The sequence below is a fragment of the Rhodanobacter sp. UC4437_H4 genome, from assembly GCF_052978425.1.
Window position 1 is genome coordinate 468,668 of sequence record NZ_CM129673.1, and the last position, 25,419, is coordinate 494,086.

The following is a 25,419-nucleotide window of genomic DNA, read 5'->3' on the forward strand; positions in this document are numbered from 1 at the left end:
GCCTGCGGCACGCCTTTGTGTCGCTCTTTCCATGAGGAATCAGCTCAGGAGAAATCGGAGGCCAGGCCATGCAAGGGACGAACGTGCTGTTCGGTCAGATCGCCGTCGTATTCGGCATCGTGATCGCCGGCGTGTGGGGCGCCACACAATGGACAGCAGCCGCCCTTGGCTATCAAGTACGCCTTGGCTCGCCCTGGTTCGACTTCCTTGGCACGTCGATCTACCACCCCTGGAAGCTGTTTGAGTGGTGGTTCTTCTTCGGGGCCTATGCACCGGAAGTATTCGACACCGGCGGCGCCATCGCCGGCGCCAGCGGCATGGTCGCCGTGGGCGTTGCCATCGCCATGTCGGTCTGGCGCTCGCGCCAAGCTCGCCTCGTCACCACCTACGGCTCTGCGCGCTGGGCCAACGCGCAGGACATTCACAAGGCGGGCCTCACGCAACCGGCCGGCGTGTTCCTCGGCCAGCACGACCGCCAGTACCTGCGGCATGAAGGCCCGGAACACGTCCTGACCTTCGCGCCTACGCGCTCGGGCAAGGGCGTCGGCCTTGTGGTGCCGACGCTGCTTTCCTGGCCCGCATCCGCCGTCATCCACGACATCAAAGGCGAGAACTGGCAGATCACCGCAGGCTGGCGCTCACGTTTCTCGCATTGCCTGCTGTTCAACCCGACCGATGCAAAGTCGGCGGCCTACAACCCGCTGCTGGAGGTGCGGCGAGGCGCGCATGAGGTGCGCGACGTGCAGAACATCGCCGACATTCTGGTCGATCCCGAAGGCGCGCTGGAGAAGCGCAACCATTGGGAAAAGACTTCGCACGCGCTGCTGGTCGGGGCCATCCTGCATGTGCTCTACGCAGGCGAAGACAAGACGCTGCGCGGCGTCGCCAACTTTCTGTCCGACCCGGCCCGCCCGTTCGAGCTGACCTTACACCGGATGATGACCACGCCGCACCTCGGCGATGGGCCGCATCCGGTCGTCGCATCGGCGGCGCGTGAAGTCCTCAACAAGAGCGACAACGAACGCTCGGGCGTTCTGTCCACGGCCATGTCGTTCCTCGGCCTGTACCGCGACCCGACCGTGGCCGAAGTCACCTCGCGCTGCGACTGGCGCATCGCTGACCTGATCGCGGCCGAGCATCCGGTATCGCTGTATCTGGTGGTGCCGCCTTCGGACATATCGCGGACGAAACCGCTCATTCGCCTGATTCTCAACCAGATCGGGCGGCGCCTCACCGAATCGCTCGATGGCTCCGATGGGATCGAGCGCCGCCACAAGCTGCTGCTGATGCTCGATGAGTTCCCTGCGCTGGGGCGCCTGGACTTCTTCGAGACGGCGCTGGCCTTCATGGCGGGCTACGGCATCCGCAGCTTCCTCATCGCGCAGTCGCTCAACCAGATCGACAAGGCGTATGGGCAAAACCACTCCATCCTCGACAACTGCCATGTGCGCGTGACGTTCGCCACGAACGACGAGCGCACCGCCAAACGGATCTCCGAGACGCTGGGCACGGCCACCGAGCTGCGCGCCCAGCGCAACTACGCGGGCCATCGGCTCGCGCCGTGGCTGGGGCACCTGATGGTGTCGCGCCAGGAAACCGCGCGCCCGCTGCTGACGCCGGGCGAAGTCATGCAGCTTCCGCCTGAGGAGGCCGTGGTGATGGTGTCCAGCGTGGCGCCGATCAAGGCGAAGAAGCTGCGCTACTACGCGGACGCTAATTTCAAGCGTCGCGTGCTGCCACCGCCCGCGCTGGCGGATGGGCAGTACGCCGACGCGCCGCCATCGCGGCCCGACGACTGGAGCGGGCTGGCGATTCCTGCCGTGCCCGCCACACCGGCCACGGCATCCGCCGATGGCCTGGAGAACTTGGGAGCAGCCGACGACGGCGGCCCGCGCCGTCAGCCCGAACTCTCCGAAACCGTCGCCTACGACCCCGAGCTGGCCGCGCCTGTGGCCGACCTCGGCCTGCTGGACGACGACGACCTGCCGCTTCCCCTTCCTCGCCAGCTTGATCCGGCCATGCAGCGCACGGCCCGGCTGGCTTCCCTCGACCCCAACGACGGCATCGAGCTATGACCCAGCACCGTTTGAATCTCTTCATTCAGCCCGAGCACGCCAAGCGGCTGGACGAACTGGCCGCCAAGAAAGGCGTGTCCAAGTCGTCCATTGTCGCAGCGGCGCTCGCATCGTGGCTGTCGCCCGATGCAGCCGACCAGCGCGAGGCGGCCATCGCCAAACGCCTTGATCGCCTGTCGCGCCAGGCGGAGCGCATGGAACGTGACCAGAACATCGCCATCGAGACGCTGGCACTGTTCATTCGCTACTACCTCACGGTCAGCACGCCAGTCCCCGAAGCGCACCAAGAGGCCGCTCGCGCCCAGGGGAAGGCGCGCTTCGAGCAGTTCGTTGAACAGTTGGGCCGCCACCTGCTGCGCGGGCGCAGCCTGGTGCGCGACGTGGTGGAGGAGCTGCATCCCGACCCGATGCGGATGGAGGACGCGGCGGCAGCCGCGCAAGCGCGGGAGCGTGCGTCATGAGCGCCGCTCCGCAGTCCATGAGCGCCACGTCGCTCGACCGCCGCATCCAGATGTTGCGCACGGCGATGGGGCCGCTGATCGCCACCGCGCTCGAAGACCCGGACGTGGTGGAGGTGATGCTGAATCCCGATCGCACCCTTTGGGTGGATCGGCTGTCCAGCGGGCGCGCACCGATGGGCGTGGAGCTGTCCGAAGCGGACGGCGAGCGAATCATCCGCCTCGTGGCCGCCCACGTCGGCGCGGAGGTGCATCGCGGCCAACCACTGCTGTCGGCCGAGTTGCCCGAAACGGGCGAACGCTTCGAGGGCATCTTGCCGCCCGCCTCACCGGGGCCGGCCTTCGCGTTGCGCAAGCGCGCCATCGGCGTGATCCCGCTGGAGCGATACGTCATCGACGGCATGATGACCAGCGCCCAGGCGGGCTTTCTCGTTCGCGCGGTGCGCGAGCGGCAGAACGTCTTGATCGCCGGCGCCACCAGCAGCGGCAAGACCACGCTCGCCAATGCCTTGCTCGCGGAGATCGCCGCCACCGGCGACCGCGTGCTGGTGCTCGAAGACACGGTGGAGCTGCAATGCGCGGCTCGCGACCACGTACCGCTGCGCACGCGCGCAGGCGTGGTGTCCATGACGGAGCTGGTGCGTTCGTCCATGCGCCTGCGCCCGGATCGTGTCGTCGTCGGCGAGGTGCGCGGCGCCGAGGCACTGGATCTCATCAAGGTGTGGGGCACGGGCCACCCCGGCGGCATCGCCACGATCCATGCCGGCTCCGCGCTCGGCGCGCTGCTGCGCCTGGAGCAACTGATTCTCGAAGTGGCGGTGAACCCGCCGCGTGCGCTGATCGCCGAGGCGGTCAACGTGGTGATCCACATCGCCGGGCGCGGGCGCAAGCGCCGCATCGAGAGCATTGCCCGCGTCGTCGGCTTCGACGGCGTGGGCTACCAACTGGCGGATGCCCTGGAAACGCCGTTCCCCGAGCTGCTGCCGATCCCCGATGCCGCACCTGCTGCGGCGACATCCCTGTCCCCTGACTCTCTTGGAGAACTGCCATGACACACGCCCATGCTTTCCGTGTTTCCGTAAATCCGCCTTCCCACCTGGCCGAGCTGTCCGGCTTCGCGCGGTTGCGCAGTCTGGCCCGCCCTGCGGCGCAAGGGCTGCTGCTGGCCGCGCTGCTGCTGTTCCTGGCCGGAACCGCGCAGGCCGCCGGTTCCTCGATGCCGTGGGAAGGCCCGCTGCAATCCATCCTTGAATCCATCCAGGGGCCGGTGGCGCGCATCGTCGCGGTCATCATCATCATCGCCACCGGCCTCGCGCTCGCCTTCGGCGACACGTCGGGCGGATTCCGCAAGCTGATCCAGATCGTGTTCGGTCTGACTATCGCATTCGCGGCTTCGAGCTTCTTCCTGTCGTTCTTCAGCTTCTCCGGCGGGGCCGTCGTATGAGTGCCCCGGATACCTTCGCAGCCGGCTTCGAGGTGCCGCTGCATCGCTCGCTGACCGAGCCGATCCTACTGGGCGGCGCACCACGAACGGTCGCCATTGCGAACGGCACGCTGGCCGCCGCTGTCGGGCTGGGCCTGCAACTGTGGATTCCGGGTGTGGTGCTCTGGATCGTCGGCCATTCGCTGGCGGTGTGGGGAGCGCGCGTCGATCCGCAGTTCATGGCCGTGTTCGCCCGGCACATCAAGCACCGCCCGCTGCTGGACGTGTGAGGGGACGCCGCCATGCTGAACCTTGCCGAATACCGCCAGCGCCCGGCCTTGCTCGCCGACTGGCTGCCGTGGGCCGGATTGGTTGCGCCGGGCGTCGTCTTGAACAAGGACGGCAGTTTCCAGCGCACGGCCCGGTTTCGTGGGCCCGACCTCGACAGCGCGACGCAAGGCGAGCTGATCGCCACGTCGGCGCGATTGAACAACGCATTGCGCCGCATGGGTTCGGGCTGGGCGCTGTTCATCGAAGCCGAGCGCCGGCTTGCCGCCGACTATCCGCACTCGGAGTTCCCAGAAGCCTTGTCATGGCTGGTGGACGAGGAACGCCGCGCCACCTTTGAGGACTCGGGCAACCACTTCGAGAGCGGCTATCACCTGACGCTGGTGTACCTACCGCCCGAGGAGTCGCGCGCCCGAGCGGCGGGGATGCTGTACGAGAACCGGCCCACCGAAGGCGTGGATTGGCGCGGCCGGCTCGATGCCTTCGTGGCGGAGACCGATCGCGTCTTCGACCTGCTCGATGGCGTGATGCCGGAAATCGCCTGGCTCGATGACAGCCAGACGCTGACCTACCTGCACGCCACCATCTCGACGCGGCGCTATTCGCTGGCGGTGCCCGAAGTGCCGTTCCATATCGACGCGCTGCTGACCGACTGCGCGCTGGTCGGTGGACTGGCACCCATGCTGGGCGATCAGCACCTGCGCGTGGTGTCGGTGCGGGGCTTCCCGACTTCCACTTGGCCGGGGATTCTCGATGACCTCAACCGCCTCGGCTTTGCCTATCGCTGGAGTACGCGCTTCCTGTGCCTGGACAAAGCCGAGGCGGAAAAAGAACTTGCCCGCCTGCGCCGCCAGTGGTTTGCAAAAAGGAAGAACGTCATCGCGCTGCTGCGCGAAACCATCTTCCAGCAGGAGACGCCGCTGGTGGACACGGATGCCAGCAACAAGGCCGCCGATGCGGATGCCGCATTGCAGGAGCTGGGCAGCGATCAGGTTTCTTTCGGCTACCTCACCGCCACGGTGACGGTGCTCGATGCCGACCCGGCCGCAGCCGACGAGAAGCTGCGCATGGTGGAGCGCGTCATCCAGGGCCGGGGCTTCGTGACCATCCCCGAAACTCTCAATTCGGTGGAGGCATGGCTGTCCTCGCTCCCCGGCAATGCTTACGCCAGTGTGCGCCAGCCCATCGTCTCGACTCTGAACCTGGCGCACATGATGCCAGTGTCGGCAGTATGGGCCGGGCCTGAACGCAATGCCCACCTCGACGGCCCGCCGTTGATCGTCACGCGCACCGAAGGCGCCACGCCGTTCCGGCTGGTGACGCACATCGGCGACGTAGGCCACACGCTGGTGGCCGGCCCGACCGGCATGGGCAAGTCGGTCTTGCTCGCCACGCTGGCGATGCAGTTCCGCCGCTATCGCGGCTCGCGCATCTTCGCGCTCGATATGGGCCGCTCGATGCGCGCCACCATTCTCGGCCTGGGCGGCGAGCATTACGACCTTGGCACGGATGGCGAAATCGCCTTCCAACCCTTGGCCCGCATCGACCGCGAGAGCTACCGCACCTGGGCGGCCGAATGGATCGAGGGCCGCTTGCTGCACGAAGGCGTCGCAGTCGGCCCCGACGAGAAGGCCGCTATTTGGTCGGCGCTGGGAAGCCTCGCAGGCGCGCCGGTGGAGCAGCGCACGATGACGGGGCTTTCCGTGCTGCTGCAATCGAACGCGCTGCGCCAAGCGCTCGCGCCCTATGTGCTAGGCGGCGCGCACGGCAAGCTGCTGGACGCCGACCATGACCGATTGGGCATGGCCGACGTGCAGTGCTTCGAGATGGAGGAGCTGATGCACAGCAAGGCCGCCGTCATGGCCGTGCTGCATTACCTCTTTGCGCGCTTCGACGAACGCTTTGATGGCGCTCCCACGCTGCTGATCCTCGATGAAGCGTGGCTGTTCCTCGATGACCCAGTGTTTGCCGCGCGCATCCGCCAGTGGCTCAAGACGCTGCGCAAGAAGAACGTCAGCGTCATCTTCGCCACGCAGTCGCTGGCCGACATCAAGGATTCGAGCATCGCGCCCGCGATCATCGAAAGCTGCGCTAGCCGCATCTTCCTGCCAAACCCTCAGGCTACCGAGCCGCAGATTCGCACGATCTACCAGGGCTTCGGCCTCAACAACCGGCAGATCGAAATTGTCGCCACCGCGCAGCCCAAACGCGACTACTACTACCAGTCCCGCCTCGGCAATCGCGTGTTCGACCTCGACCTGGGGCCGGCGACGCTGGCGTTTGCGGGCGCTTCTACGCCGCAAGACCAGCGCGACATAGACCGCGTGCTGCTGGACGCCGGCGTGCCCGGCTTCGCGGGCGCCTGGCTGCGCCATCGCGGCCTCGATTGGGCGGCCGACCTGCTGCCCACGTTCCCCGGCCTCGCGCCGGGTTCCCTCGCTGACCAACCCCTGGAGAACCTGCCATGAAAAAAAAGCGTTTTGTCGCCGCCGCCATCGCGGCCATGCTTTGCACCGCCACCGCCCATGCGCAATGGGTCGTGGTCGATCCCACGAACCTCGTGCAGAACACGCTGACCGCGATCCGCACGCTGGAGCAGATTAACAACCAGATCCAGCAGCTTCAGAACGAAGCGCAGATGCTGATGAACCAGGCGCGCAACCTCGCCAGCCTGCCGTCCAGCGTGGTGAACCAGTTGCGCGCCAACCTGGCGACGACCGAGCGGCTGATCGCCCAGGCCCGAGGCTTGGCCTATGACGTGACGAATCTGGATCGGGAGTTCGCGCGCCTGTATCCCGAGCAGTACGCCGCCACCGTCAGCGGCGACCAGATGTACCGCGACGCGCAGGAGCGTTGGCGGAACACGCTCAACGGCTTGCAGACCACGATGCAGATGCAGGCGCAGGTGTCGCAGAACCTGGGCGAAGACGAAAGCGTGCTGGCCGATCTTGTGGGCAAGAGCCAGTCGGCCGAAGGCGCGCTGCAGGCGATGCAGGCCATGAACCAGTTGCTGGCCTTGCAGGCCAAGCAGTCGATCCAGTCGCAGCGGCTTCAGATCACGCAAGACCGGGCCACTTCGCTGGAGCTGGCGCGGCAGGCGGCGGCCACGGAGCGCGCCCGCGAAGTGCGGCGGCGTTTCCTGGGCGAAGGCACGCCGTACACGCCGCAGCGCGTGGATTTCTACGGTAACTGACGGGAGGCCGCCATGCGATGCGTCCTCGCCCTGTCGGTTTCGCTGCTTATGGCACTGGTGGCCGCGTGCAGCGACCAGCCGGCCGACAACCTTGCCGATGCCCTGGCCACCGATCCCATACGGCTCAAGGCATTGCGCGCGCAATGCGCGGCCGACCGCCAGACCACGGGCGAGGACGCTTGCCGCGCCGCCGCCGAAGCCTTCCGACGGCGCTTCTTCTCCGGTCAGACCGGGCCGGATGAATACCAGACGCTGGCCGACCTGCCGCCGATCCCGCCGAGCTTCGATGAACCGGGCGATGGCACGGCGCCGGCATCGCCGGCCGAACCGGAGGGCACGCCATGAATGACGTGACCATCATCGACCAGTTCCTCAATATCTTCTCCGCCTACATCGACTCGGGTTTCGGGCTGTTGCAGGGCGAAGTGGCCTTCCTCACCGCCACGCTGATCGTCATCGACATGACGATCGCCGGACTGTATTGGGCGATGAGCCACGCCACCGGCCAGGGCGAGGACGTGATCGCCAAGCTGCTGCGCAAGGTGCTCTACGTCGGTGCCTTCGCCTACATCATCGGCAACTTCAACTGGCTGGCCGGCATCGTGTTCCGATCCTTCGCCGGGCTGGGCCTGACGGCCACCGGCTCGGCGATCACCATGGAAAACTTCTTGCAGCCGGGCCGGCTCGCCAAGACCGGCATCGACGCCGGGGCGCCGATTCTGGAGCAAGTCGGCGAGATGGCCGGCTTCCCCGAGGTGTTCGTGAACCTCGATGCCATCACGGTGATGTTCCTCGCGTGGCTGGTCGTGGTGCTGTGCTTTTTCGTGCTGGCGATCCAGCTTTTCATCACCCTGATTGAGTTCAAGCTGACCACGCTCGCCGGGTTCGTGCTGGTGCCGTTCGCGTTGTGGAACAAGACCTCGTTCCTGGCAGAGAAGGTGCTGGGCAATGTCGTTTCCGCCGGCATCAAGGTGCTGGTGCTGGCCGTGATCGTGGGCATTGGCTCGGGCCTGTTCGCTCAGTTCCAAGTCCATCCCGCCGAGCCGTCCATCGACCACGCACTGGTCATCATGCTGGCCTCGCTCACCTTGCTGGCGCTAGGGATCTTCGGCCCTGGCATCGCCACGGGCCTCGTCTCCGGTGCGCCCCAGCTCGGCGCGGGCGCGATGGCCGGCGCTGCGGTGGGTGCTGCCGGAGCCGCTGTTGCTGTCGGTGCCGCCGCGACGGGCGTAGGCGGCGCGGTCATGGCCGGGGCGCGCATGGCGCCTGCCGCGGCCAAGCTCGCCGGCAGTGGTGCGCGTGCTGCCACCTCGACGGCCAGCAGCGCACGCTCGGCGTTCCAGGCCGGTTCCGCCGCCGCAGGCGGTGGCGCGAAAGGCGCGATGGCCGGCTTGGGAAATGTCGCCAAGACCGGCGCGCAGTCTGCCGGACGGGGTGCAGCGTCCCGCGCATCCGCCTTCGGCCAGAAGATGACCAGCTCCTTCCGTGCCGGGTGGAACGGCCCGACTGACGACGGTGCGGGTGCGGCATCCGGTGGAGCCGGAGCATCCAGCCAGGCCTCCACAGGCGAAGCCGCAGCGGGCGGCGCCAACGCGCAGAAGCAAGAACAGCCCGCTTGGGCCAAGCGGCTGCACCGCCGCCAGCAACTCACTCATGCCGCGACCACCACCGCCCACGCGCTGCGCGGTGGCGATGGCGGCGGCTCCGGCCAGGGGCCGAGCCTGCGCGATTCCAATTCATAAGGAGAACTGACCATGCGATTTAAACGACCGCAGGTGCGCTACGCCGACACGCCGCAGCCTGCCACTCCGTACCAAGCTGCCGGCCAGGTGTGGGACGAGCGCATTGGCTCGTCCCGCGTGCAGGCGAAAAACTGGCGCCTCATGGCCTTCGGCTGCCTCGCGCTTGCGCTGCTGATGGCGGGCGGCCTGGTCTGGCGCTCGGCGCAGTCCATCGTCACGCCCTATGTGGTGGAGGTGGACAACGCGGGCCAGGTGCGCGCCGTGGGCGAAGCCGCTACGCCGTACCGGCCCAGCGATGCGCAGACGGCGCACCACATCGCGCGTTTCGTCACGCTGGTTCGGTCGCTGTCCATCGACCCGATCGTGGTGCGGCAGAACTGGCTGGACGCCTACGACCACACCACCGACAAGGGCGCGGCCGTGCTCAACGACTACGCGCGCGTGAACGATCCGTTCGCGCGCATCGGCAAAGAGTCGGTAACGGTGCAGATCACCAGCGTCGTGCGCGCCAGCGACACGTCGTTCAACGTGCGCTGGACGGAACGCCGCTACGTCAATGGCGCCGCGGCTGGGCTGGAGCGGTGGACGGCCGTGGTGTCCATCGTGCTCCAGCCGCCGCGCACCGAAGAACGCCTGCGCAAGAACCCCCTGGGCATCTACGTCAATGGCCTGTCGTGGAGCCGCGAACTGGATTCTTCCGAAGGAGCCAAGCCATGAATGCACTTTTCCGTAGATCCGCTTTGCCGGTGATCCTGCTTGCATCAACCATCTTGTTCACAGGCTGCGCCACGCAGGGCAAGCCGCCGCCGGTGATTTCGCTCGATGAGCCGGTGCAGGCGCAGCCACTGCCCGAACCGCCTCAGCCAGTGGAAGTTGTGACTGTGCCCGAGGTGTTGCCGATGCCGGCGCAGTTGAAGCCAGTGCCCGAGGGCGAGGAAGCCAAGCCTGCGCCGGAACCGGCCGACGAGAAGGTGCGCGTCTCGCGTGCCAACGCCGAGGCACGCATCGCGCCCACGCGCGAGGGCTATGTCAACGCGATTCAGGTGTGGCCCTTCACCGATGGCGCGCTGTATCAGGTCTATGCGGCCGTGGGCCGAGTGACCGTGATTGCACTCCAGCCGGGCGAGGAACTGGTGACGGTGGCCGCTGGCGATACCGTGCGCTGGATCGTGGGCGACACGTCCAGCGGCAACGGCGCCGACCTGCGCGTGAACGTGCTGGTCAAGCCGATCCGCTCGGGTCTCAAGACGAATCTGGTCATCACCACCAGCCGCCGGACGTACCTGCTGGAGCTGACCTCGACCGAGAAGACGTGGATGGCGTCGGTGTCCTGGGAGTACCCGCGCGACCGGATGCTGGCCTTGCAGCGCCAGGCGCAGGCGGCCAGCGCCGCCGCGCCTGTCGGTACCGGGCTATCGCTGGAAAACCTGCGCTTCCGCTACGCGATCAGCGGCAGCAGTCCGCCGTGGAAACCACTGCGCGCCTTCGATGACGGCGAGAAGGTCTATATCCAGTTCCCGCCGGGCATCGCACAAGGCGAGCTGCCGCCGCTGTTCGTCATCGGTGCGCAAGGCGACGGGCAACTGGTCAATTACCGTTTCCGTTCACCGTACTACATCGTCGATCGTCTTTTCGGCGCCGCCGAGTTGCGCTTGGGTGGCGACAAGGGCGACATGGTGCGGATCGAGCGCACGGATGGCACGCGGAGGAACTGACATGGGCCAGGACGACACCCCCGACCTTGCCACGCCGCAGGCGGGCAAGATGGCGCCCGAGGCGGTGGCGCTGCGCGCCCAGCCGCGTCCGGTCACGCGCCTGAACCGGCGCACGCTGGCCATCCTCGTCGGCGGCCTGTCGGTCGCCGTGCTCGGGGCCACGATCTGGTCGCTACAGCCGCAGCGGCGCGGGGCCAACGAGCAGACCGAGCTTTACAACGTCGATCGCGTGTCCAAGTCCGAAGGGCTGGATGGCCTGCCGGCCGACTACTCGAAGCTGACGCCGAAGGTGCCCGAGCTGGGGCCGCCGCTACCGGGCGACCTCGGACCGGCCATCGTGGCCTCGCAGCAGCCGGCCGTGGCCGCCTACTCGGCGCCCGGCCACGACCCGAATGACGCCTTGCGCAAGGAGGCGGAAGCCGCTGCGGCTTCGTCGGTGTTCTTCCGCTCGGGCGGCCAAGCCGCCGCCATGGTGGCGCAGGCGGCGCCGGGTGCAGCAAGCACGCTCGCGGCCTTCGACCCGCTCGCTGCCGGGCCCGCTTCGACATCGGCCCAGCCCGCCGACCCGACCGCCGTGCAGAACCGGCAAGATCAGAAAGAGGCATTCCTGAAAGCCGGTTCTACGGAAACCCGCAATTCCGGCAACCTGGCGTTGCCGGCGTCGCCGTATCAGGTGATGGCGGGAACGGTGATCGCCGGTGCGCTGGTGACGGGTATCAAGTCGGACTTGCCGGGCGACGTGATCGCCACGGTGACGGAGCCGGTCTATGACTCGGCCACGGGCAAGTTCCTGCTGATCCCGCAAGGATCGCGCATCCTCGGGCGCTACAACAGCCAGGTCAGCTACGGGCAGAGTCGCGTGCAGGTGGTGTGGAACCGGGTCATCCTGCCCGACACGTCCTCGCTGGCGCTCGACAACCTTGTCGGCACCGACCCGGCCGGCTACGCCGGCCTGGAGGACGACGTGGACTGGCATTGGAATCGCATCATCGCGGGCGCGGTGCTGACGACGCTGCTGGGCGTCGGCGCTGAGTTGGCTGCGCCGGAGAACCGGCAGGACGGCAACCGCATCGTCATTGCCGGACGCGACAGCGCACAGGACAGCATCAAGCAGGTCGGCCAGGAGATGACCCGGCGCAACATGAACATCCAGCCGACGCTGACGACGCGGCCGGGCCTGCCGGTTCGCATCATCGTCAACCGGGATCTGGTGCTGCGGCCGTACCAGCCGCTGTTCTTCAATCGGGGAGTTTCGCAATGAGCGCGACCAAGAAGCTGCGGCTCGGGCCGCTGCCCAAGACCGAGAGCGTCAAGCTGACCTTTGCCTGCCCGGCCAGCCTGAAAGCCGACCTCGACCGCTACGCCGCGTTGCACGCGCAGGCGTATGGCGAGGCGGTCGATGCCATGACGCTGATCCCGCACATGCTGGAAGCCTTCATGGCCGGGGATCGTGGCTTCAAGCGCACACAGCCCAAGAACGGAAAAGCCGCCCCTGCGTGAGCAGGGGCGGCTCTGGATTGGTGCCCGAGGCCGGAATCGAACCGGCATGACCGTGAGGTCGAGGGATTTTCTTACCACTTCGGCTTTCGCCGCCGTCCTGCTCACACAGGGCGTTCGTGGTCTGGAGCACGCCTTCACCATAGCCTTACAGCCGTAGGTGCCCGCCGTCTGCTCTCTACACCTTCCCAAGCGCATAGCTTGGGCTTGGCTCGGCGTTGGCTCGGATGCCGAAGCATCCAGGGCTTTCGCCGAATTTGACGGGCTTCACTTCGGGCGTTTCCCCCCGAAGGCTCAAATTGTTCAAGTCCCTTGTGTCTACCGATTTCACCACTCGGGCGTAGCGCGGTGCGCTGGAAACACCTACCTCTATCTACTGGCGCCTAGTTGGCTCCTGATCGCCAAGCCAAGCTATGAAGCTACATCTTGGATGCTCGCAAACCGTTGTCACTATTGACCTTCTGGCCCGGTAGTTCAAGCAGAAAGGACTTGACAGAACAGATTTTAAGTCCCTTGCGTATACCAGTTTCGCCACCCGGGCCGGAGTGTGCTCGCCGCGAAGGGCGCCGCGCGCAGCGGCGCGAATGCTAGCACGCGGGTCAGAACAGGCTCTTGACGATGTGGAAGCCGGCACTGTACTCGCCGATAAGCGTGCCCACGCTGACCAGGATGAAGTTGAGCAGGGTGCGCGCCACGCGGTTTTTCCACCAGCCGGTCCAGTGCACGATGTCTTCGCGCAGGCTGTCGAAATCCGCCACGCGTGGACGACGCACCCAGGCTTCGGCCATCGCGCTGATGCCGCCGGCGGGGATGCCGGGGCGGAACGGCTTGATCGGGGCGGCGACGAAAGCGGCGGCGACGCTCAATGGATGACTGCCGGCCGCCACCGCGCCCAGGGCAGCGAAGCCGCCGGTGAACAGTACCCATGCCATCAGCGCCTGCGTGCCCAGCGCCGCATTGCGGTGGAATGCCCAGGCGATGGCGGCGAACACCAGCAGCACCAGGCCGGCGGCAACCCATTTCGGCCAGCGTGCCTTGGGCGGGGTCTGCGCCAGTTCGGCAACGGTACGCGCCGGGTCTTCGTGCTGCTCGCGCAGCAGCGTGCACAGGCCCTTGAGATGGCCGGCGCCGATCACCACCAGCACGCGCCGGGGCTCGTCCGACGGCGTGTGCGCGGCTTCCTCGCGCAGTCGCGCCGCCATGTAGGCATCGCGTTCGCCGATCAGGCTTTCATACAGCGGCTTCGAGCCGCTGGCGAACTCGCTGAAGGCGCTTTCCAGCAGGTCGCTCTGCTTGAGCTTTTCCACTTCGTCTTCGGCGATGTCGTTGCGCTCGAAGATGCTGGCGGCGAGCCCGCCGAGCAGGCCGAATCGTTGCCAGAAACCCACGCTGCGCCAGGCGCGTTTCAGCGTGGTGCCGACTTCGCGGTCGATCAGCCACAGCGGCACGTCGTGCGCCTCGGCGCCGTCCATCGCTGCCTTCATCTCGGCGCCGGGCTGGATGCCCGACTGCTCGGCAAGGCGCTTCTGGAAGGTAGACAGCACCAGGCTGGCGACGACCATGCCGGCCTTGCCTTGGCGGATCACCTGGAACAGGTCCATCTGCTTGAACGCTTCCGGATCGCGCATGCCCTGCGCGCGGCTTTCGCACAGCTCCACCGCCACCGCGTCGAAATGCTCGCTGGCCAGCAGCGCCTCGACTGCTTCCTTGCTGCTGCGCGAGACGTGGGCGGTGCCCAGCACCACGTACTCGACGCCATCGCGCTGCACGCGCTCCAGCGGCTGTCCTCCGAGGGCTGCCGGCGGGGCGACTGCGGTTTCGGGAACACTCATGCGGACGGCACGCCAGTCAACGGGGAGAGAAGCCATGAATGGGGGTGACGCCCCTGTGGCACAAGCCAAAACTTGAAACTGCGGCCATGGCTGGCCGCTTTTTGATCTTCGCGATCAAGGATGATCGCAAGGGCTCAGTCACGGAAGCGCTTCAGCAGGTCGGCGTAGGCGTCGATGCGGCGGTCACGCAGGAACGGCCAGATCCGGCGCACGTTCTCGCTGCGGCCCAGGTCGATGTCGGCCAGCAGCAGCTCGCGGGCATCGGTGCCGGCGCGGGCGAGGAACTCGCCTTGCGGGCCGGCGACGAAGCTCGAACCCCAGAACTGGATGCCCGAGGCGGCATCGGCAGGATCGCTCTCGAAACCGGTGCGGTTGCAGGCGAGCAGGGGCAGGCCGTTGGCCACCGCGTGGCCGCGCTGCACGGTGATCCAGGCGTCGCGCTGGCGGTCCTTCTCGGCTTGCTCGTCGGACGGGTCCCAGCCGATCGCGGTGGGATAGAGCAGCAGCTCGGCGCCGGCCAGCGCCATCAGGCGCGCCGCCTCCGGATACCACTGGTCCCAGCACACCAGCACGCCCAGGCGGCCGACCGAGGTATCGATCGGCTCGAAACCCAGGTCGCCGGGCGTGAAGTAGAATTTCTCGTAGAAGCCCGGATCGTCCGGAATGTGCATCTTGCGGTAGACGCCGGCGATCGCCGCCGAGCGGTCGAAGACGACGGCGGTGTTGTGATACAGCCCGGCGGCGCGGCGCTCGAACAGCGAGGCGACCACCACCAGCTTCAGTTCCGCAGCCAGCTTGCCGATGCGCTCGGTGCCGGGGCCGGGGATGCTCTCGGCCTGGTCGAACACCTCGACCGATTCGCGCTGGCAGAAGTAGGGGCCGTTGTGCAGCTCCTGCAGCAGCACCAGTTCGGCGCCGGCAGCGGCGGCTTCGCGCAGGCCGGTCTCGATCGCATCCAGGTTGGCGTCGCGGCTGCCGCGGTCGGTTTCCTGCAGCAGCGCGACCTTGAGGGTCTTGCGGGTCATGATGGTTCCTGCCGCCTGTGGCGTGACGCCCTAGTGTAGCGAACCGCGCCGAAGCGATTGTGCAGGCGAGGTTGCCGGCCATGCCGCAGCGGCAGGTATGCGCCGCGCGTTGCCTGTTTCAGATCATCCCCGCCGGCAGTTGCATGGTGATGCAGTGCAGGCTGCCGTTCTGCCAGATCAGCGGGCGGCAGGGAATCTGCACCACCTCGCGGCCGGGGTGTGCGGTGCCGATGATGCGCGCGGCTTCGTCGTCGGCTGTGTCGCCGTAGGCAGGCACCAGCACGGCACCGTTGACGATCAGGTAGTTCGCGTAGGAGGCGGCAAGCCGACGGCCCTCGTCGAGGATGGGCCGGGCCCAGGGCAACGGATACAGTTGGTACGGCCGGCCATCGGCGGTGCGCAGCGCGGCCAGCTCGGCAGCCATGCGCTGCAGCTCGTCGTGATGCGGGTCGACGGGATCGTCGCAGGCCTGGAACACGATGCGCTCGCCGGGGGCGAAGCGGGCGAGGGTGTCGATGTGGGCGTCGGTATCGTCGCCTTCGAGGTAGCCGTGATCCAGCCACAGCACGCGGTCGGCGTGCAGGCTGTCGCGCAGGATCGCGCTCATCTCCTCGCGCGACTGCTCGGGATGGCGCTGCACCAGGCAGCGCCAGGTGGTGAGGATGCTGCCGGCGCCGTCGCTCTCGATGCCGCCGCCTTCCAGCGCCCAGTCGATACGCTGGTGTGCGGCGTGACCGAATACGCCGGCGTCGACGAGGCCGGCGACCAGCGCGTCGTCCTGTTCGGCGCCGAACTTGCCGCCCCAGCCGGTGAAGCGGAAATCAGTGAGCTGGAAATATCGTCCAGAATCGGCGGTGTCGCCATGCTTCAGCGTGATCGGGCCGGAGTCGCGCAGCCAGGTGTCGTCGTAGGGCAGCTCGACGAAGCGGACCTTCGCGGGGTCCACGCCGGCGCCGTGCAGTTGCGACTGCACGTGCCCGCGCAGCGCGGCGTCCGCGACCACGACAATCAGCGACTGGAACCGCGTGATCGCGGCGGCCAGCGCCACGTAGGTGGATTCCACCGTGTCCAGCCGTTCGGCCCAGTCCGTGCCGGCATGCGGCCACGCGATCAGTACCGCGGCCTGCGGTTCCCATTCTGCCGGCAGGCGCAGGGTGGAGTCGGTCATGGCGGGGTTCTCGTGCAGATGGGCCGCCTATTGTAAAGCGCAGGCAAACGCAGACGCGGCCCGTGTCGCCACGGGCCGCGTCTGGGTGAAAGGGATCAGTGGACCGCGGACGGGTCGGTGTTGTTGCCCGCGGGCGTGTTGAGCACCGAATGGATCACGTGGCTGTGCTCGAAGTACACGATGAAGTTGGAGTATTCCCAGCGGTTGATCTGCGGGTGCTTCGCCGTGTCCCCGCCGCGCGGCGACAACTTGCGCTGCGGCGCACCCCAGGTCTTCTCGACCTGGGCCATGCTCAGCCCGCGGCCGGGCAGGTTCATGCCTTTTTCCTGCTGCACGCGGTGGATCAGCAGGCTGTCGCCATGTTCGCGCGACTGCGCTGCACTGGCTGCCGACGGCACGGCCAGGCCGGCGGCAGCGGCCAGCAGGATGGCGATCGGCAAACGGCTCGTGAACTTGACCATGGCTCCCCTCTCCATACAAGGCTGTATGCGGCGTCGTTGTAGCAGACCCCGCCATGTTACGCCATGCCGGGTCGCGGCGATTGCGATGGATTGGGCATTCGCTGCGGCCATGGGCGAGCCATCGCCGTTATCATGGGCGGCTGCAGTGCCCGCTTGCGCGGGCAGGACTCGCCCATTCCATGATTTCGTTTCGACATTTCGCCCTGCGCCGCGGCAGTCGTTTGCTGCTTTCCGACATCGACCTGGTGATCCAGAGCGGCTGGCGCCTTGGCGTGATCGGCCGCAACGGCTGCGGCAAATCCAGCCTGTTCGCCGCACTGCAGGGCAGGCTGGAGAGCGATGCGGGCGAGCTGGAGATGTCGGGCAAGCTGCGGCTGGCCTCGGTGGCGCAGGAGACGCCGGCGCTGCCGGACGCCGCGATCGACTACGTGTTGGCCGGTGACGAGGAACTGGCCGCCGCCATCAACGACGAAGCGGAAGCCGGCGATCGCGGCGACATGGAGGCGATGGCGAAGGCGCATCACCGCATCGAGGAACTGAACGGCTACGACGGCCGCGCCCGCGCCGGCCGCCTGCTGCATGGCCTGGGCTTTCCCCCGGAAACGCACGAGCGCGCGGTGCAGGAATTTTCCGGCGGCTGGCGCGGACGGCTGAACCTGGCGCGTGCGCTGATGTGCCCGTCCGACCTGCTGCTGCTGGACGAGCCGACCAACCACCTCGACCTCGACGCCGTGCTGTGGCTGGAAGAATGGCTGCGTCGCTACCAGGGCACCTTGCTGATCATCTCGCACGACCGCGAGTTCCTCGATGGCGTGATCACCCACACGCTGCACCTCAACGACGGCAAGGCCAAGCTCTATACCGGCAATTACAGCGCGTTCGAGCGCCTGCGTGCCGAGCAGTTGCGCCAGCAGCAGATCTCGCACGAGCGCGAGCAGGCCGAGCGCGCGCACCTGCAGTCCTTCATCGACCGCTTCAAGGCCAAGGCGACCAAGGCCAAGCAGGCGCAGTCGCGGATGAAGCGGCTGGAGAAGCTGGCCGGCACCGAGGCAGTACGCGCCGAGCGCCCCTTCAGCTTCCAGTTTCCCGCGCCGGGGCGACTGCCCGATTCGATGCTGCAGCTGGAGGACATCACCGCCGGCTACCTGGCCGATCCTTCCACGCACGCGGACGAAGTGGCGAACATCGTGCTCGCCGACGTGCGCTTCAGCATCGAGGCGGGCGAACGGATCGGCCTGCTCGGCCCGAACGGCGCCGGCAAATCCACCCTGGTGAAGACCCTGGTCGGCGAGCTGGAACCGTTCGGCGGCGAGCGCAAGGTGCACAAGGACTTGAAGATCGGCTACTTCGCCCAGCACACGGTGGAAAGCCTGCGCGAAGGGTCGAGCCCGCTCGACCATCTGCTGGACAAGGCGCCGGGCGTGGCCACCCAGGTGATGCGCGATTTTCTCGGCACCTGGAATTTCGCCGGCGACCGCGCGTTCGAGTCGGTCGACGGTTTCTCCGGCGGCGAGCGCGCACGCCTGGCGCTGGCGCTGATCGCGTGGGACAAGCCGAACCTGCTGCTGCTGGACGAACCGACCAACCACCTCGACCTGGACATGCGCGAGGCGCTGGCCGACGCGCTGGCCGATTTCGACGGCGCGCTGGTGCTGGTTTCTCACGACCGCCATCTGCTCGGCATGGTCTGCGACAGCTTCTGGCGCGTGGCCGACGGCGAGGTGGCGCCGTTCGACGGCGACCTGGACGACTACGCGCGCTGGTTGAAGACCCGCACTGCCGCGAACAAGAAGGCGGCCAAGCCGGTGGTGGCCAAGGTGGTGGAGGTTTCGCCGGAGGAGCACAGGCGCCAGACTGCCGCCCAGCGTGACGAGGAAAAAGCCGCGCGCCAGCGGGTGAAGAAGATCGAGACGCGCACCGCCAGCATCGATACCGAGCTGGCCGCGCTGGAGGCGCAACTGGCCGACCCGGCCACCTACAACGGCCCGACCAGCGAAATGATGCGCATCGGCCAGCGCCAGGCGCAGCTGCGCGGCGAGAAGGAATCGCTGGAAAACGAGTGGCTGGCGCTGGTCGAGCAACTGGAGGCCTGAAGAGATGTCCAAACCGGAGCCGTCGCTGCAACTGTGGCTGCCCTCGCTGGCGCACGTCGAGCCGACCCATCCGCTGCACGCGTGGCTCCCGCGCGCCGACCGCCTGGCGGATGGCGGCGTCGGTTATCTCGATGGCCTCGGCGGGCATTTCACCGGCGTCGAGGCGCACGTGCCCGCGGCGGCGATCACCCGCCAGTTTCTCGCCGGCGACGCGGGCGATGCGCTGTGGCTGTCGGCCGACCCGGCCTGGGTGCAGCCGGACATGAACGGGGTACGCCTGCTGGCCTGCGGTCGCATGGGCCTGGGCCTGGACGAGGCGCAGGCGCTGGCCGAAACGCTGCGGCCGGTGTTCGACGACGCCGGCATGCAACTGGAGATTTCCACCCCGGATCATTGGCATCTGTGCCTGCCGGCCGATACGCCGCTGCCCGGCCTGGCCACGCCATCGCAGGCGCTGGGCGAGGACCTCGCGCAGCACCTGCCGCAGGGCGCGCACGGGCGCCGCTGGCGCGTGTTGCAAAACGACATCCAGGTGCTGCTGCACCAGCATCCGCTCAATGCGCAACGACGGATGCGCGGGCAATCGCTGGTCAACAGTCTGTGGCTGTGGGGCGGCGGACGCCTGCCCGCGCCGCCGACCAGTGCCCTGGCCGGCGTGGTCAGCGACGACCTGCTGCTGCGCGCACTGGCCGCGCGTGCCGGCATCGCGCATCCGTTGCGCACGGCCGATGCGGTCGCAGCCGCGGGTGCCGGCTGGCTGATCGACCTGCAGGATCTGCCGGCGCACGAGCTGGCCTCGCGCTGGTGGCCGCTGCTGCAGCCGCTGCTCGAACGCCAGCCCGTCACGCTGCATTTCGCCAGCGGCGAACGCTGGCTGCACAAACCCGCTCATCGCTGGCGCTTCTGGCGCGGGGCAGGACGTTGAGCGTGCTGCAGCTGCGTCGGCGCGAAAGCCGGGGCGCGCCGCATGGCTGGCCGGATGCGGTGCACCCGGTGTTGCAGCAGGTCTACGCCGCGCGCGGCGTGCTGGAACCCGGCCAGGTCGAGCACCGGCTGGCGCGGATGCTGTCGCCGCAATTGCTGGGCGGCATGGCGCAGGCGGTCGACTTGTTGGCCGAGGCGATCCGCGATGACTGGACCATCCTGATCGCCGGCGACTACGACTGCGACGGCGCCACCGGCACCGCCGTGGCCGTGCGCGGCCTGCGTCTGCTCGGTGCGCGGCGGCTGGATTACGCGATCCCGAACCGCTTCGTGCACGGTTACGGGCTGAGCGCGGCCTTCGTCGCCTCGATGCAGCCCACCCCGCAGCTGATCGTCACGGTCGACAACGGCGTGGCCAGCGTGGCCGGCGTGGCGGCGGCGCAGGCGCGCGGCATCAAGGTCATCGTCACCGACCATCACCTGCCCGGCGAGCGGTTGCCGGCGTGTGATGCGATGGTCAATCCGAATCTCGCCGGCGACGCGTTCCCCAGCAAGGCGCTGGCAGGTGTCGGGGTGATGTTCTACCTGCTGCTCGCCCTGCGTGCGAAGTTGCACGAGCAGGGCGCTTTCGGCGCGGCGAAACCCGACCTGTCGCCGCTGCTCGACCTGGTCGCCCTGGGTACGGTGGCCGATCTGGTGCCGCTGGATTTCAACAACCGCGTGCTGGTCGAGGCCGGCTTGCAGCGCATGCGCAGCGGCCGCGCCTGCGCCGGCATCGCCGCGCTGGTCGAAGCGGGCAGGCGCAGCCTGACCACGCTGTGCGCCAGCGATCTCGGCTTCGCAGTCGGGCCGCGGTTGAACGCGGCCGGGCGCCTGGAGGACATGCGCCTGGGCGTGGCCTGCCTGCTCACCGACGACGTGGCACAGGCGCGCCGTTACGCCGAGCAGCTCGACGCGATCAACCGCGAGCGGCGCGACCTGCAGGCCTCGATGGTGGCCGAGGCCGAGGTGATGGTGGCTGGCCTGGGGCCGCTCGATGCGATCGGCGTGGCATTGTTCGAGCCGTCGTGGCATGCCGGCGTGGTCGGCCTGGTCGCCTCGAAACTCAAGGAGCGGCTGCACCGCCCGGTGATCGCCTTCGCCCCGGCCAGCGAAGACGACACCGAAAACCTCCGTGGTTCCTGCCGTTCCATCCCGGGCTTCCACATCCGCGACGCGCTGGCCGTGATCGACGCCCGCCAGCCCGGCCTGATCGAACGCTTCGGCGGCCACGCAATGGCTGCCGGGCTGAGCCTGAAAGCCGCCGACTACCCGCGCTTCGCCGCCGCCTTCGACGCGGTCGCGCGCGAGTTGATCGAGCCCGAGCGGCTGCAGGCGGTGCTGTACACCGACGGCGAGTTGCCGCCCGGCGCCGCCACGCTGGCGCTGGCCCGCCAGTTGCGCGCCGCCGGCCCATGGGGCCAGGCGTTCCCCGAACCGCTGTTCGACAACCTGTTCGACTGCGCCGGCTGGAAGGTGATGGGTGAGACCCATCTGCGCCTGCAACTGCGCGACCCGCGCGATGGCGCCGTGCACGACGCGGTGATGTTCAATGCCTATGACGGCCAGCCACCGCCGCCTCGGCTGCGCACGGCCTACGAGCTGACCATCAACGACTGGCAGGGTCGCGAGACGCCGCGCCTGCTGCTGCGGCACATCGAGCCCGCCTGATCGGAAATGCAGGATTCTCGAAAGCCTGCTCCCATGCCTTCGACTTGCACGCTTTTCACGTGCCTGGACCCAAACTGGGGCACCCCATCCCAGGAGCACGCCCGTGATCGCACAGATCGAAGGATTGCCTGCCGGCACGCTGGGTTTTCGCGCGCACGGCCAGGTCACCGCGCAAGACTACGAGAACATCGTGGTGCCGGATGTCGAGGCGGCGTTCGCTCTCAATCGAAAGCTGCGCCTGCTCTACGTCACTGCCGACGACTTCACCGGCTTCGACCCCGGCGCCATGTGGAACGACGCAAAACTCGGCGCGCGGCACTTCAGCAGTTGGGACCGTGTGGCGCTGGTCACTGACGTGCCCTGGCTGCGCGGTACCGCCACGGCCTTCAGCTTCGCCATCCCCGCCCAGTTCCGCCTGTTCCGTGGTGCCGAGGTCGACGAAGCCACGCGCTGGATTACGGCGGACTGAGTACCTCGACGGTGCCGTGGCGGCCGTCGATGCGCACGCGCTGGCCATTGGCCAGCATGCGCATCACGTGGCGCACGCTCATCACGGCCGGCAGGCCCAGTTCGCGCGCGGTCACCGCGCCGTGCGACAGCGGGCCGCCGCTTTCGGTGATCACTCCGCGCGCCTGGTAGAACAGCGGCGTCCACGCCGGGTTGGTGGTGCGCGCCACCAGGATCGCGTCCTTGGGGAAGTGCGGGAAATCCTCCGGGCTGCGCACCACGAATACCTCGCCCTCGACGATGCCGGGGCTGCCGCCCAGGCCCTTGAGCACCTGGCTGCCGTCGACCTCGACCGGTTCCGCCTCGCCGAAGATCCAGTCCGGCGTGCGTGCGCAGGCCGCCAGGTAACCGGCCTTGTGGCGGGCGGCGGCTTCCGTGATCGGGGACAGTTCACCGCTGTGCAGCGCGCCGTCGAGCAGGGCCAGCGGCACGAAATAGACGTCCATCGGATCAGCCAGTACGCCGCGTTCGACCAGCTGTGCGCCGATCGCTTTCAGGCCGCGGCGAAATGGCAGGTGTAGGCGGGTGGTCTGGTAATGCTCCAGGTCGTCCAGCGCGGTATACGTGCGGGCCAGCCGGATCACCTCGTGCACCAGGTAGCGCAGTTCCTCCGGCGCATGGCTGAGCACGTTGTGCTCCATCGCCGCCTGGGCGGCTTTCTGCGCCAGTTCGGCGGCGGCGCGGTCCTCGTCGGGACGATCGACCAGCATCTTCAGCTGGTCCAGCACGATCTGCGGTGCCTCGACCCAGGTCGGGTGGTAGGCGTCGAAATCCAGTTCGCGATGGCCGTGGCGGGCCAGGAAGCGCTGGAACTCGGCGTGGAAGGCGGGGTGCTGCGCCAGTTCTTCCAGCAGTTCGACGCTGGGTTCGCTGCGCAGCCGGTCATGCAGGACGGCATCCATGCGAACCAGCCGCGACAGCGACCACAGCTCGGCATTGACCTGGCCGGTCTTGGTGTCGGTGACTGCCAGCAACTGGTCGAACACCTGCTGCGCCTGGTCGGCCGGCAGCGCCAGTCGCAGCATCTGCTGCAGGGCCACGTACAGCGTGCGCTGGGTCAGCGAGATGGCGATGTTCGGCAGGAAGTAGCTGGCGCCCAGCGCATTGATGCGCAGCACGTAGTCCCACAGTTCATTCAAAGGGCGGCCGTCCAGCGACTCGCGCATCAGGGCGCCGATGCCGAGCAGATAAGTGTCCAGGTCGCGCATCCAGCGCACCGGCAGCTCCTGCACCCAGGCAAACTGCGCGGCGATCTGCGGCAGCGCGGCGCGGATGCTTTCCACGTCCTTGAGCATCTTCGCCGGCGTGCGGCCGCTGTAGAGTTCGACCGCGTTCTGGTTGCCGTAGATGTAGTAGTCGCGCATCGCGAACCACTTGTCGCCGAACGGCGGCAGGCCCATCAGCTTGAAACTGTGGTTGAGCGAGGCATGGAAGCCGGCTTCGCACAGATCCCAGGTCAGCGGGGTGACCGGGTTGGGAAAGCGCTCGGCCGATTCGTCGCGGGTCCAGCGCGCCGGGATGCGCGTCACCGCACGCGACTGCAGCAGGTACAGCGTGCCGTCCTGCCACGCCCACTCGATGTCCTGCGGGAAACCGAAGTGCTGCTCGGCGGCCAGCGCCAGCTGCGCCACGGCGCGGCGTTGCGCTTCGGCGAGGGCAGGGGCATGCGCCTGTTCGGCGGACAACGTCGAGTGGCGAGTACCGCCGGCGGCATCGGTCACCAGCGCCTGCGGCTTCTCGGCGATCACCGCGTCGACCTCGCTCATGTCGCTGCGCCTGAGCCGGTACTCGTCGACCGGCTCCTCGCCACCGACCACGGTTTCGCCGAGGCCGAACGCGGCGTTGATCAACACCTGGTCCAGCGCCCCACGCACCGGGTCGATCGAGAACGCCACGCCGGCGGCCTCATGCTCGCCCACCTGCACCATCTTCTGCACCACCACGGCCATCGCCGCGTCCAGGTGGTTCAGCCCCATCCGCTCGCGATACGGCAGCACGTGGGCGTTCCACAGCGAGGCGTAGCAGCGGCGGATCGCGTCGAGCACGGCATCGACGCCGCGGATGCCCAGCAAGGTATCGTGCTGGCCGGCGAACGCAGCGCCGGGCAGGTCTTCCAGCGTGCCGGAGGAACGCACCGCCACCGGCGCATCGGCCAGATCGAGTGTTTCCAGTTTCGCGGCGAGCTCGTCGCGCAGTGACGACGGCAACGGCTGCGCGAGCAGCAGGGCCTGGATGCGCTCGCTGCGGGCGGCGTGGTCGAGTGTGGCGTCTTCCAGCACGTGGCGGATCGCCTCATGCAAGGGCGCCACGAACTCGCGATAAACCTCGCTGCCGACCACGATGCCCGGCGGCACCGGCAGGTGCTGCGCGGCGCGCGCCAGGTTGGCGCCCTTGCCGCCGCTGACGGCATGCTCGGCGGCCTGCGGATCGGTGAAGACGAGGAGTTGGGTCATGCGAGGGTTTCCTTGCGGTAACGCTGAATGAAGGCGAGCACCGCGGCGGCGAGGGCGATCCCGCACAGCACGTCGATGCCGTAGTGATAGCGCAGGTACAACGTGGCCACCACCAGCGCCAGGATGATCGGCGCCAGCAGGGCGGCGATGCGCCGATACCTGCCCAGCGCGAAGAAGCCCAGCACATACACGCCGATGCCGCTGTGCAGGCTGGGGAACACGTCCATGCCGGTGATCCCGGCCTTGACCACGCCGGCCAGCAATGCCGTCATCGCGCCGCCGTGCACGGGATACGGAAACACCTCGGGAAACGCCATGTACGGTCCACCGGCCGGCACCAGCAGGTAGCCGGCAAAGCCGACCAGGTACATCAGGGTCAGGCCGAGGAAGAACGCCTTCGCCTCGGGGCTGCTGCGCTGCACGCTGAACACGATCGCCGGCAGTAGCACCACGAAATAGAACAGGAAGTAGCCGCTGCTGAGCAGCTCCGACAGCCACGGCCGTTCCCAGCCCAGCAGGTGCTCCGGCAGGCTGCGGCCACCCCACAGATCACGATCCAGCGCGAGCAGCGTCGCGTCGGCGGTGTGCTGGATGAATACCTCGCGGATCGCCTTGAACAGCGGAAAGATCAGCCAGCAGGCGACGAACTGCAGCGTGCCTTTCCAGCTGGCCCAGCCACTGCCCGGTGCAGCCAAGGTAGCGACCAGCAACAGCAGCCAGGCGATACCGCCAAGCAGGCTGGCGGCGTGCAGGTCGCCGTCATCCAGCCGCCAGGCACCGATGCTGCCGAGCACCAGGATCAGCAACAGCTCGGCGGCGAAGGCATGGCCGATCCAGCGCGCGATGCGTGGCATG

Annotated in this window: 23 protein-coding genes; 17 read left to right on the plus strand and 6 right to left on the minus strand. The window is 67.8% G+C overall.

All coding sequences use genetic code 11. The annotated features are described in order from the left end of the window. Nucleotides 1-68: 68 nt before the first annotated feature. Genes ACVCL3_RS02425 through ACVCL3_RS02485 form a run of 13 tightly spaced genes read left to right on the plus strand, consistent with a single transcriptional unit; the run spans nt 69 to nt 12,394 of the window. Entirely contained in the window at nt 69-2,075 is a 2,007-nt protein-coding gene (locus tag ACVCL3_RS02425; RefSeq protein ID WP_113931803.1) for a conjugal transfer protein TraG, read from the plus strand. Beyond that, nucleotides 2,072-2,536 (plus strand): ribbon-helix-helix protein, CopG family, encoded by a 465-nt coding sequence (locus ACVCL3_RS02430; protein ID WP_092700971.1) that lies wholly within the window; start codon nt 2,072-2,074, stop codon nt 2,534-2,536. Before ACVCL3_RS02425 ends, ACVCL3_RS02430 begins: the two co-directional genes overlap by 4 nt. Further along, nucleotides 2,533-3,585: a P-type conjugative transfer ATPase TrbB gene (trbB, locus tag ACVCL3_RS02435; protein WP_113931802.1), complete on the plus strand. Its 1,053-nt coding sequence runs from the start codon at nt 2,533-2,535 to the stop codon at nt 3,583-3,585. Before ACVCL3_RS02430 ends, trbB begins: the two co-directional genes overlap by 4 nt. Next, nucleotides 3,582-3,977, plus strand: coding sequence for a TrbC/VirB2 family protein (locus ACVCL3_RS02440; protein WP_035481269.1), 396 nt, complete (start codon nt 3,582-3,584; stop codon nt 3,975-3,977). Before trbB ends, ACVCL3_RS02440 begins: the two co-directional genes overlap by 4 nt. After that, nucleotides 3,974-4,246, plus strand: coding sequence for a VirB3 family type IV secretion system protein (locus tag ACVCL3_RS02445; protein WP_033453500.1), 273 nt, complete (start codon nt 3,974-3,976; stop codon nt 4,244-4,246). The genes ACVCL3_RS02440 and ACVCL3_RS02445 overlap by 4 nt, the downstream gene beginning before the upstream one ends. Nucleotides 4,247-4,258: 12 nt before the next feature. Continuing rightward, the gene (gene trbE, locus ACVCL3_RS02450; RefSeq protein ID WP_113931801.1) at nt 4,259-6,712 is read left to right on the plus strand and encodes a conjugal transfer protein TrbE; all 2,454 of its coding nucleotides are present in this window, start codon (nt 4,259-4,261) and stop codon (nt 6,710-6,712) included. A 35-nt stretch (nt 6,713-6,747) separates the two neighbouring features. Next, nucleotides 6,748-7,437, plus strand: coding sequence for a P-type conjugative transfer protein TrbJ (trbJ, locus tag ACVCL3_RS02455; protein ID WP_447107254.1), 690 nt, complete (start codon nt 6,748-6,750; stop codon nt 7,435-7,437). A 12-nt stretch (nt 7,438-7,449) separates the two neighbouring features. After that, nucleotides 7,450-7,782 carry a hypothetical protein gene (locus ACVCL3_RS02460; RefSeq protein WP_113931799.1) on the plus strand — a complete coding sequence of 111 codons (333 nt, stop codon included), beginning with the start codon at nt 7,450-7,452 and terminating at the stop codon, nt 7,780-7,782. Continuing rightward, complete coding sequence (gene trbL / locus ACVCL3_RS02465; protein ID WP_113931798.1) at nt 7,779-9,179, plus strand: P-type conjugative transfer protein TrbL; 1,401 nt, start codon at nt 7,779-7,781, stop codon at nt 9,177-9,179. Before ACVCL3_RS02460 ends, trbL begins: the two co-directional genes overlap by 4 nt. Nucleotides 9,180-9,191: 12 nt before the next feature. Further along, nucleotides 9,192-9,896 carry a conjugal transfer protein TrbF gene (gene trbF, locus ACVCL3_RS02470; protein WP_073665901.1) on the plus strand — a complete coding sequence of 235 codons (705 nt, stop codon included), beginning with the start codon at nt 9,192-9,194 and terminating at the stop codon, nt 9,894-9,896. Further along, a complete protein-coding gene (gene trbG, locus ACVCL3_RS02475) occupies nt 9,893-10,894 on the plus strand; it encodes a P-type conjugative transfer protein TrbG (RefSeq protein WP_113931797.1) in 1,002 nt (333 codons plus the stop codon). The genes trbF and trbG overlap by 4 nt, the downstream gene beginning before the upstream one ends. Nucleotide 10,895: 1 nt before the next feature. Then, entirely contained in the window at nt 10,896-12,155 is a 1,260-nt protein-coding gene (locus ACVCL3_RS02480; RefSeq protein WP_447100326.1) for a TrbI/VirB10 family protein, read from the plus strand. Beyond that, nucleotides 12,152-12,394: a DUF2274 domain-containing protein gene (locus tag ACVCL3_RS02485; RefSeq protein WP_073665898.1), complete on the plus strand. Its 243-nt coding sequence runs from the start codon at nt 12,152-12,154 to the stop codon at nt 12,392-12,394. The genes ACVCL3_RS02480 and ACVCL3_RS02485 overlap by 4 nt, the downstream gene beginning before the upstream one ends. A gap of 596 nt (nt 12,395-12,990) precedes the next feature. On the opposite strand, the gene ACVCL3_RS02490 is transcribed toward ACVCL3_RS02485, so the two are convergent. From ACVCL3_RS02490 to ACVCL3_RS02505, 4 genes are all read right to left on the minus strand, one after another. After that, a complete protein-coding gene (locus ACVCL3_RS02490; RefSeq protein WP_447100327.1) occupies nt 12,991-14,223 on the minus strand; it encodes a TraB/GumN family protein in 1,233 nt (410 codons plus the stop codon). 134 nt (nt 14,224-14,357) lie between these two features. Continuing rightward, a complete protein-coding gene (locus ACVCL3_RS02495) occupies nt 14,358-15,248 on the minus strand; it encodes a carbon-nitrogen hydrolase (RefSeq protein ID WP_447100328.1) in 891 nt (296 codons plus the stop codon). 118 nt (nt 15,249-15,366) lie between these two features. Continuing rightward, nucleotides 15,367-16,416 carry an agmatine deiminase family protein gene (locus ACVCL3_RS02500; protein ID WP_447100329.1) on the minus strand — a complete coding sequence of 350 codons (1,050 nt, stop codon included), beginning with the start codon at nt 16,414-16,416 and terminating at the stop codon, nt 15,367-15,369. Between the two features lie 95 nt (nt 16,417-16,511). Further along, a complete protein-coding gene (locus tag ACVCL3_RS02505; protein WP_447100330.1) occupies nt 16,512-16,877 on the minus strand; it encodes a hypothetical protein in 366 nt (121 codons plus the stop codon). Nucleotides 16,878-17,056: 179 nt separating this feature from the next. On the opposite strand from ACVCL3_RS02505, the gene ACVCL3_RS02510 reads away from it, so the two are divergent. The 4 genes from ACVCL3_RS02510 to ACVCL3_RS02525 all read left to right on the plus strand — a co-directional run bounded on the left by ACVCL3_RS02510 (nt 17,057) and on the right by ACVCL3_RS02525 (nt 22,073). Beyond that, nucleotides 17,057-18,970 (plus strand): ABC-F family ATP-binding cassette domain-containing protein, encoded by a 1,914-nt coding sequence (locus ACVCL3_RS02510; RefSeq protein ID WP_447100331.1) that lies wholly within the window; start codon nt 17,057-17,059, stop codon nt 18,968-18,970. 4 nt (nt 18,971-18,974) lie between these two features. Continuing rightward, a complete protein-coding gene (locus ACVCL3_RS02515) occupies nt 18,975-19,895 on the plus strand; it encodes a phosphoglycerate mutase (protein WP_447100332.1) in 921 nt (306 codons plus the stop codon). Then, nucleotides 19,892-21,604, plus strand: coding sequence for a single-stranded-DNA-specific exonuclease RecJ (recJ, locus tag ACVCL3_RS02520; RefSeq protein ID WP_447100333.1), 1,713 nt, complete (start codon nt 19,892-19,894; stop codon nt 21,602-21,604). The genes ACVCL3_RS02515 and recJ overlap by 4 nt, the downstream gene beginning before the upstream one ends. 103 nt (nt 21,605-21,707) lie before the next feature. After that, nucleotides 21,708-22,073, plus strand: a complete 366-nt coding sequence (locus ACVCL3_RS02525; protein ID WP_447098870.1) for an STAS/SEC14 domain-containing protein — start codon at nt 21,708-21,710, stop codon at nt 22,071-22,073. On the opposite strand, the gene ACVCL3_RS02530 is transcribed toward ACVCL3_RS02525, so the two are convergent. Continuing rightward, nucleotides 22,060-24,564 carry a PEP/pyruvate-binding domain-containing protein gene (locus ACVCL3_RS02530; RefSeq protein WP_447100334.1) on the minus strand — a complete coding sequence of 835 codons (2,505 nt, stop codon included), beginning with the start codon at nt 24,562-24,564 and terminating at the stop codon, nt 22,060-22,062. The genes ACVCL3_RS02525 and ACVCL3_RS02530 overlap by 14 nt on opposite strands. After that, the gene (locus ACVCL3_RS02535) at nt 24,561-25,418 is read right to left on the minus strand and encodes a phosphatase PAP2 family protein (RefSeq protein ID WP_447098872.1); all 858 of its coding nucleotides are present in this window, start codon (nt 25,416-25,418) and stop codon (nt 24,561-24,563) included. The genes ACVCL3_RS02530 and ACVCL3_RS02535 overlap by 4 nt, the downstream gene beginning before the upstream one ends. Nucleotide 25,419: the final 1 nt, after the last annotated feature.

What these genes read in the sequence shown, in the direction of transcription:
- ACVCL3_RS02425 (WP_113931803.1), top strand. Translation starts at nt 69, where the DNA reads ATGCAAGGGACGAACGTGCTGTTCGGTCAGATCGCCGTCGTATTCGGC.
- ACVCL3_RS02430 (WP_092700971.1), top strand. Translation starts at nt 2,072, where the DNA reads ATGACCCAGCACCGTTTGAATCTCTTCATTCAGCCCGAGCACGCCAAG.
- trbB (WP_113931802.1), top strand. Translation starts at nt 2,533, where the DNA reads ATGAGCGCCGCTCCGCAGTCCATGAGCGCCACGTCGCTCGACCGCCGC.
- ACVCL3_RS02440 (WP_035481269.1), top strand. Translation starts at nt 3,582, where the DNA reads ATGACACACGCCCATGCTTTCCGTGTTTCCGTAAATCCGCCTTCCCAC.
- ACVCL3_RS02445 (WP_033453500.1), top strand. Translation starts at nt 3,974, where the DNA reads ATGAGTGCCCCGGATACCTTCGCAGCCGGCTTCGAGGTGCCGCTGCAT.
- trbE (WP_113931801.1), top strand. Translation starts at nt 4,259, where the DNA reads ATGCTGAACCTTGCCGAATACCGCCAGCGCCCGGCCTTGCTCGCCGAC.
- trbJ (WP_447107254.1), top strand. Translation starts at nt 6,748, where the DNA reads ATGCTTTGCACCGCCACCGCCCATGCGCAATGGGTCGTGGTCGATCCC.
- ACVCL3_RS02460 (WP_113931799.1), top strand. Translation starts at nt 7,450, where the DNA reads ATGCGATGCGTCCTCGCCCTGTCGGTTTCGCTGCTTATGGCACTGGTG.
- trbL (WP_113931798.1), top strand. Translation starts at nt 7,779, where the DNA reads ATGAATGACGTGACCATCATCGACCAGTTCCTCAATATCTTCTCCGCC.
- trbF (WP_073665901.1), top strand. Translation starts at nt 9,192, where the DNA reads ATGCGATTTAAACGACCGCAGGTGCGCTACGCCGACACGCCGCAGCCT.
- trbG (WP_113931797.1), top strand. Translation starts at nt 9,893, where the DNA reads ATGAATGCACTTTTCCGTAGATCCGCTTTGCCGGTGATCCTGCTTGCA.
- ACVCL3_RS02480 (WP_447100326.1), top strand. Translation starts at nt 10,896, where the DNA reads ATGGGCCAGGACGACACCCCCGACCTTGCCACGCCGCAGGCGGGCAAG.
- ACVCL3_RS02485 (WP_073665898.1), top strand. Translation starts at nt 12,152, where the DNA reads ATGAGCGCGACCAAGAAGCTGCGGCTCGGGCCGCTGCCCAAGACCGAG.
- ACVCL3_RS02490 (WP_447100327.1), bottom strand. Translation starts at nt 14,223, where the DNA reads ATGAGTGTTCCCGAAACCGCAGTCGCCCCGCCGGCAGCCCTCGGAGGA.
- ACVCL3_RS02495 (WP_447100328.1), bottom strand. Translation starts at nt 15,248, where the DNA reads ATGACCCGCAAGACCCTCAAGGTCGCGCTGCTGCAGGAAACCGACCGC.
- ACVCL3_RS02500 (WP_447100329.1), bottom strand. Translation starts at nt 16,416, where the DNA reads ATGACCGACTCCACCCTGCGCCTGCCGGCAGAATGGGAACCGCAGGCC.
- ACVCL3_RS02505 (WP_447100330.1), bottom strand. Translation starts at nt 16,877, where the DNA reads ATGGTCAAGTTCACGAGCCGTTTGCCGATCGCCATCCTGCTGGCCGCT.
- ACVCL3_RS02510 (WP_447100331.1), top strand. Translation starts at nt 17,057, where the DNA reads ATGATTTCGTTTCGACATTTCGCCCTGCGCCGCGGCAGTCGTTTGCTG.
- ACVCL3_RS02515 (WP_447100332.1), top strand. Translation starts at nt 18,975, where the DNA reads ATGTCCAAACCGGAGCCGTCGCTGCAACTGTGGCTGCCCTCGCTGGCG.
- ACVCL3_RS02530 (WP_447100334.1), bottom strand. Translation starts at nt 24,564, where the DNA reads ATGACCCAACTCCTCGTCTTCACCGATCCGCAGGCCGCCGAGCATGCC.
- ACVCL3_RS02535 (WP_447098872.1), bottom strand. Translation starts at nt 25,418, where the DNA reads ATGCCACGCATCGCGCGCTGGATCGGCCATGCCTTCGCCGCCGAGCTG.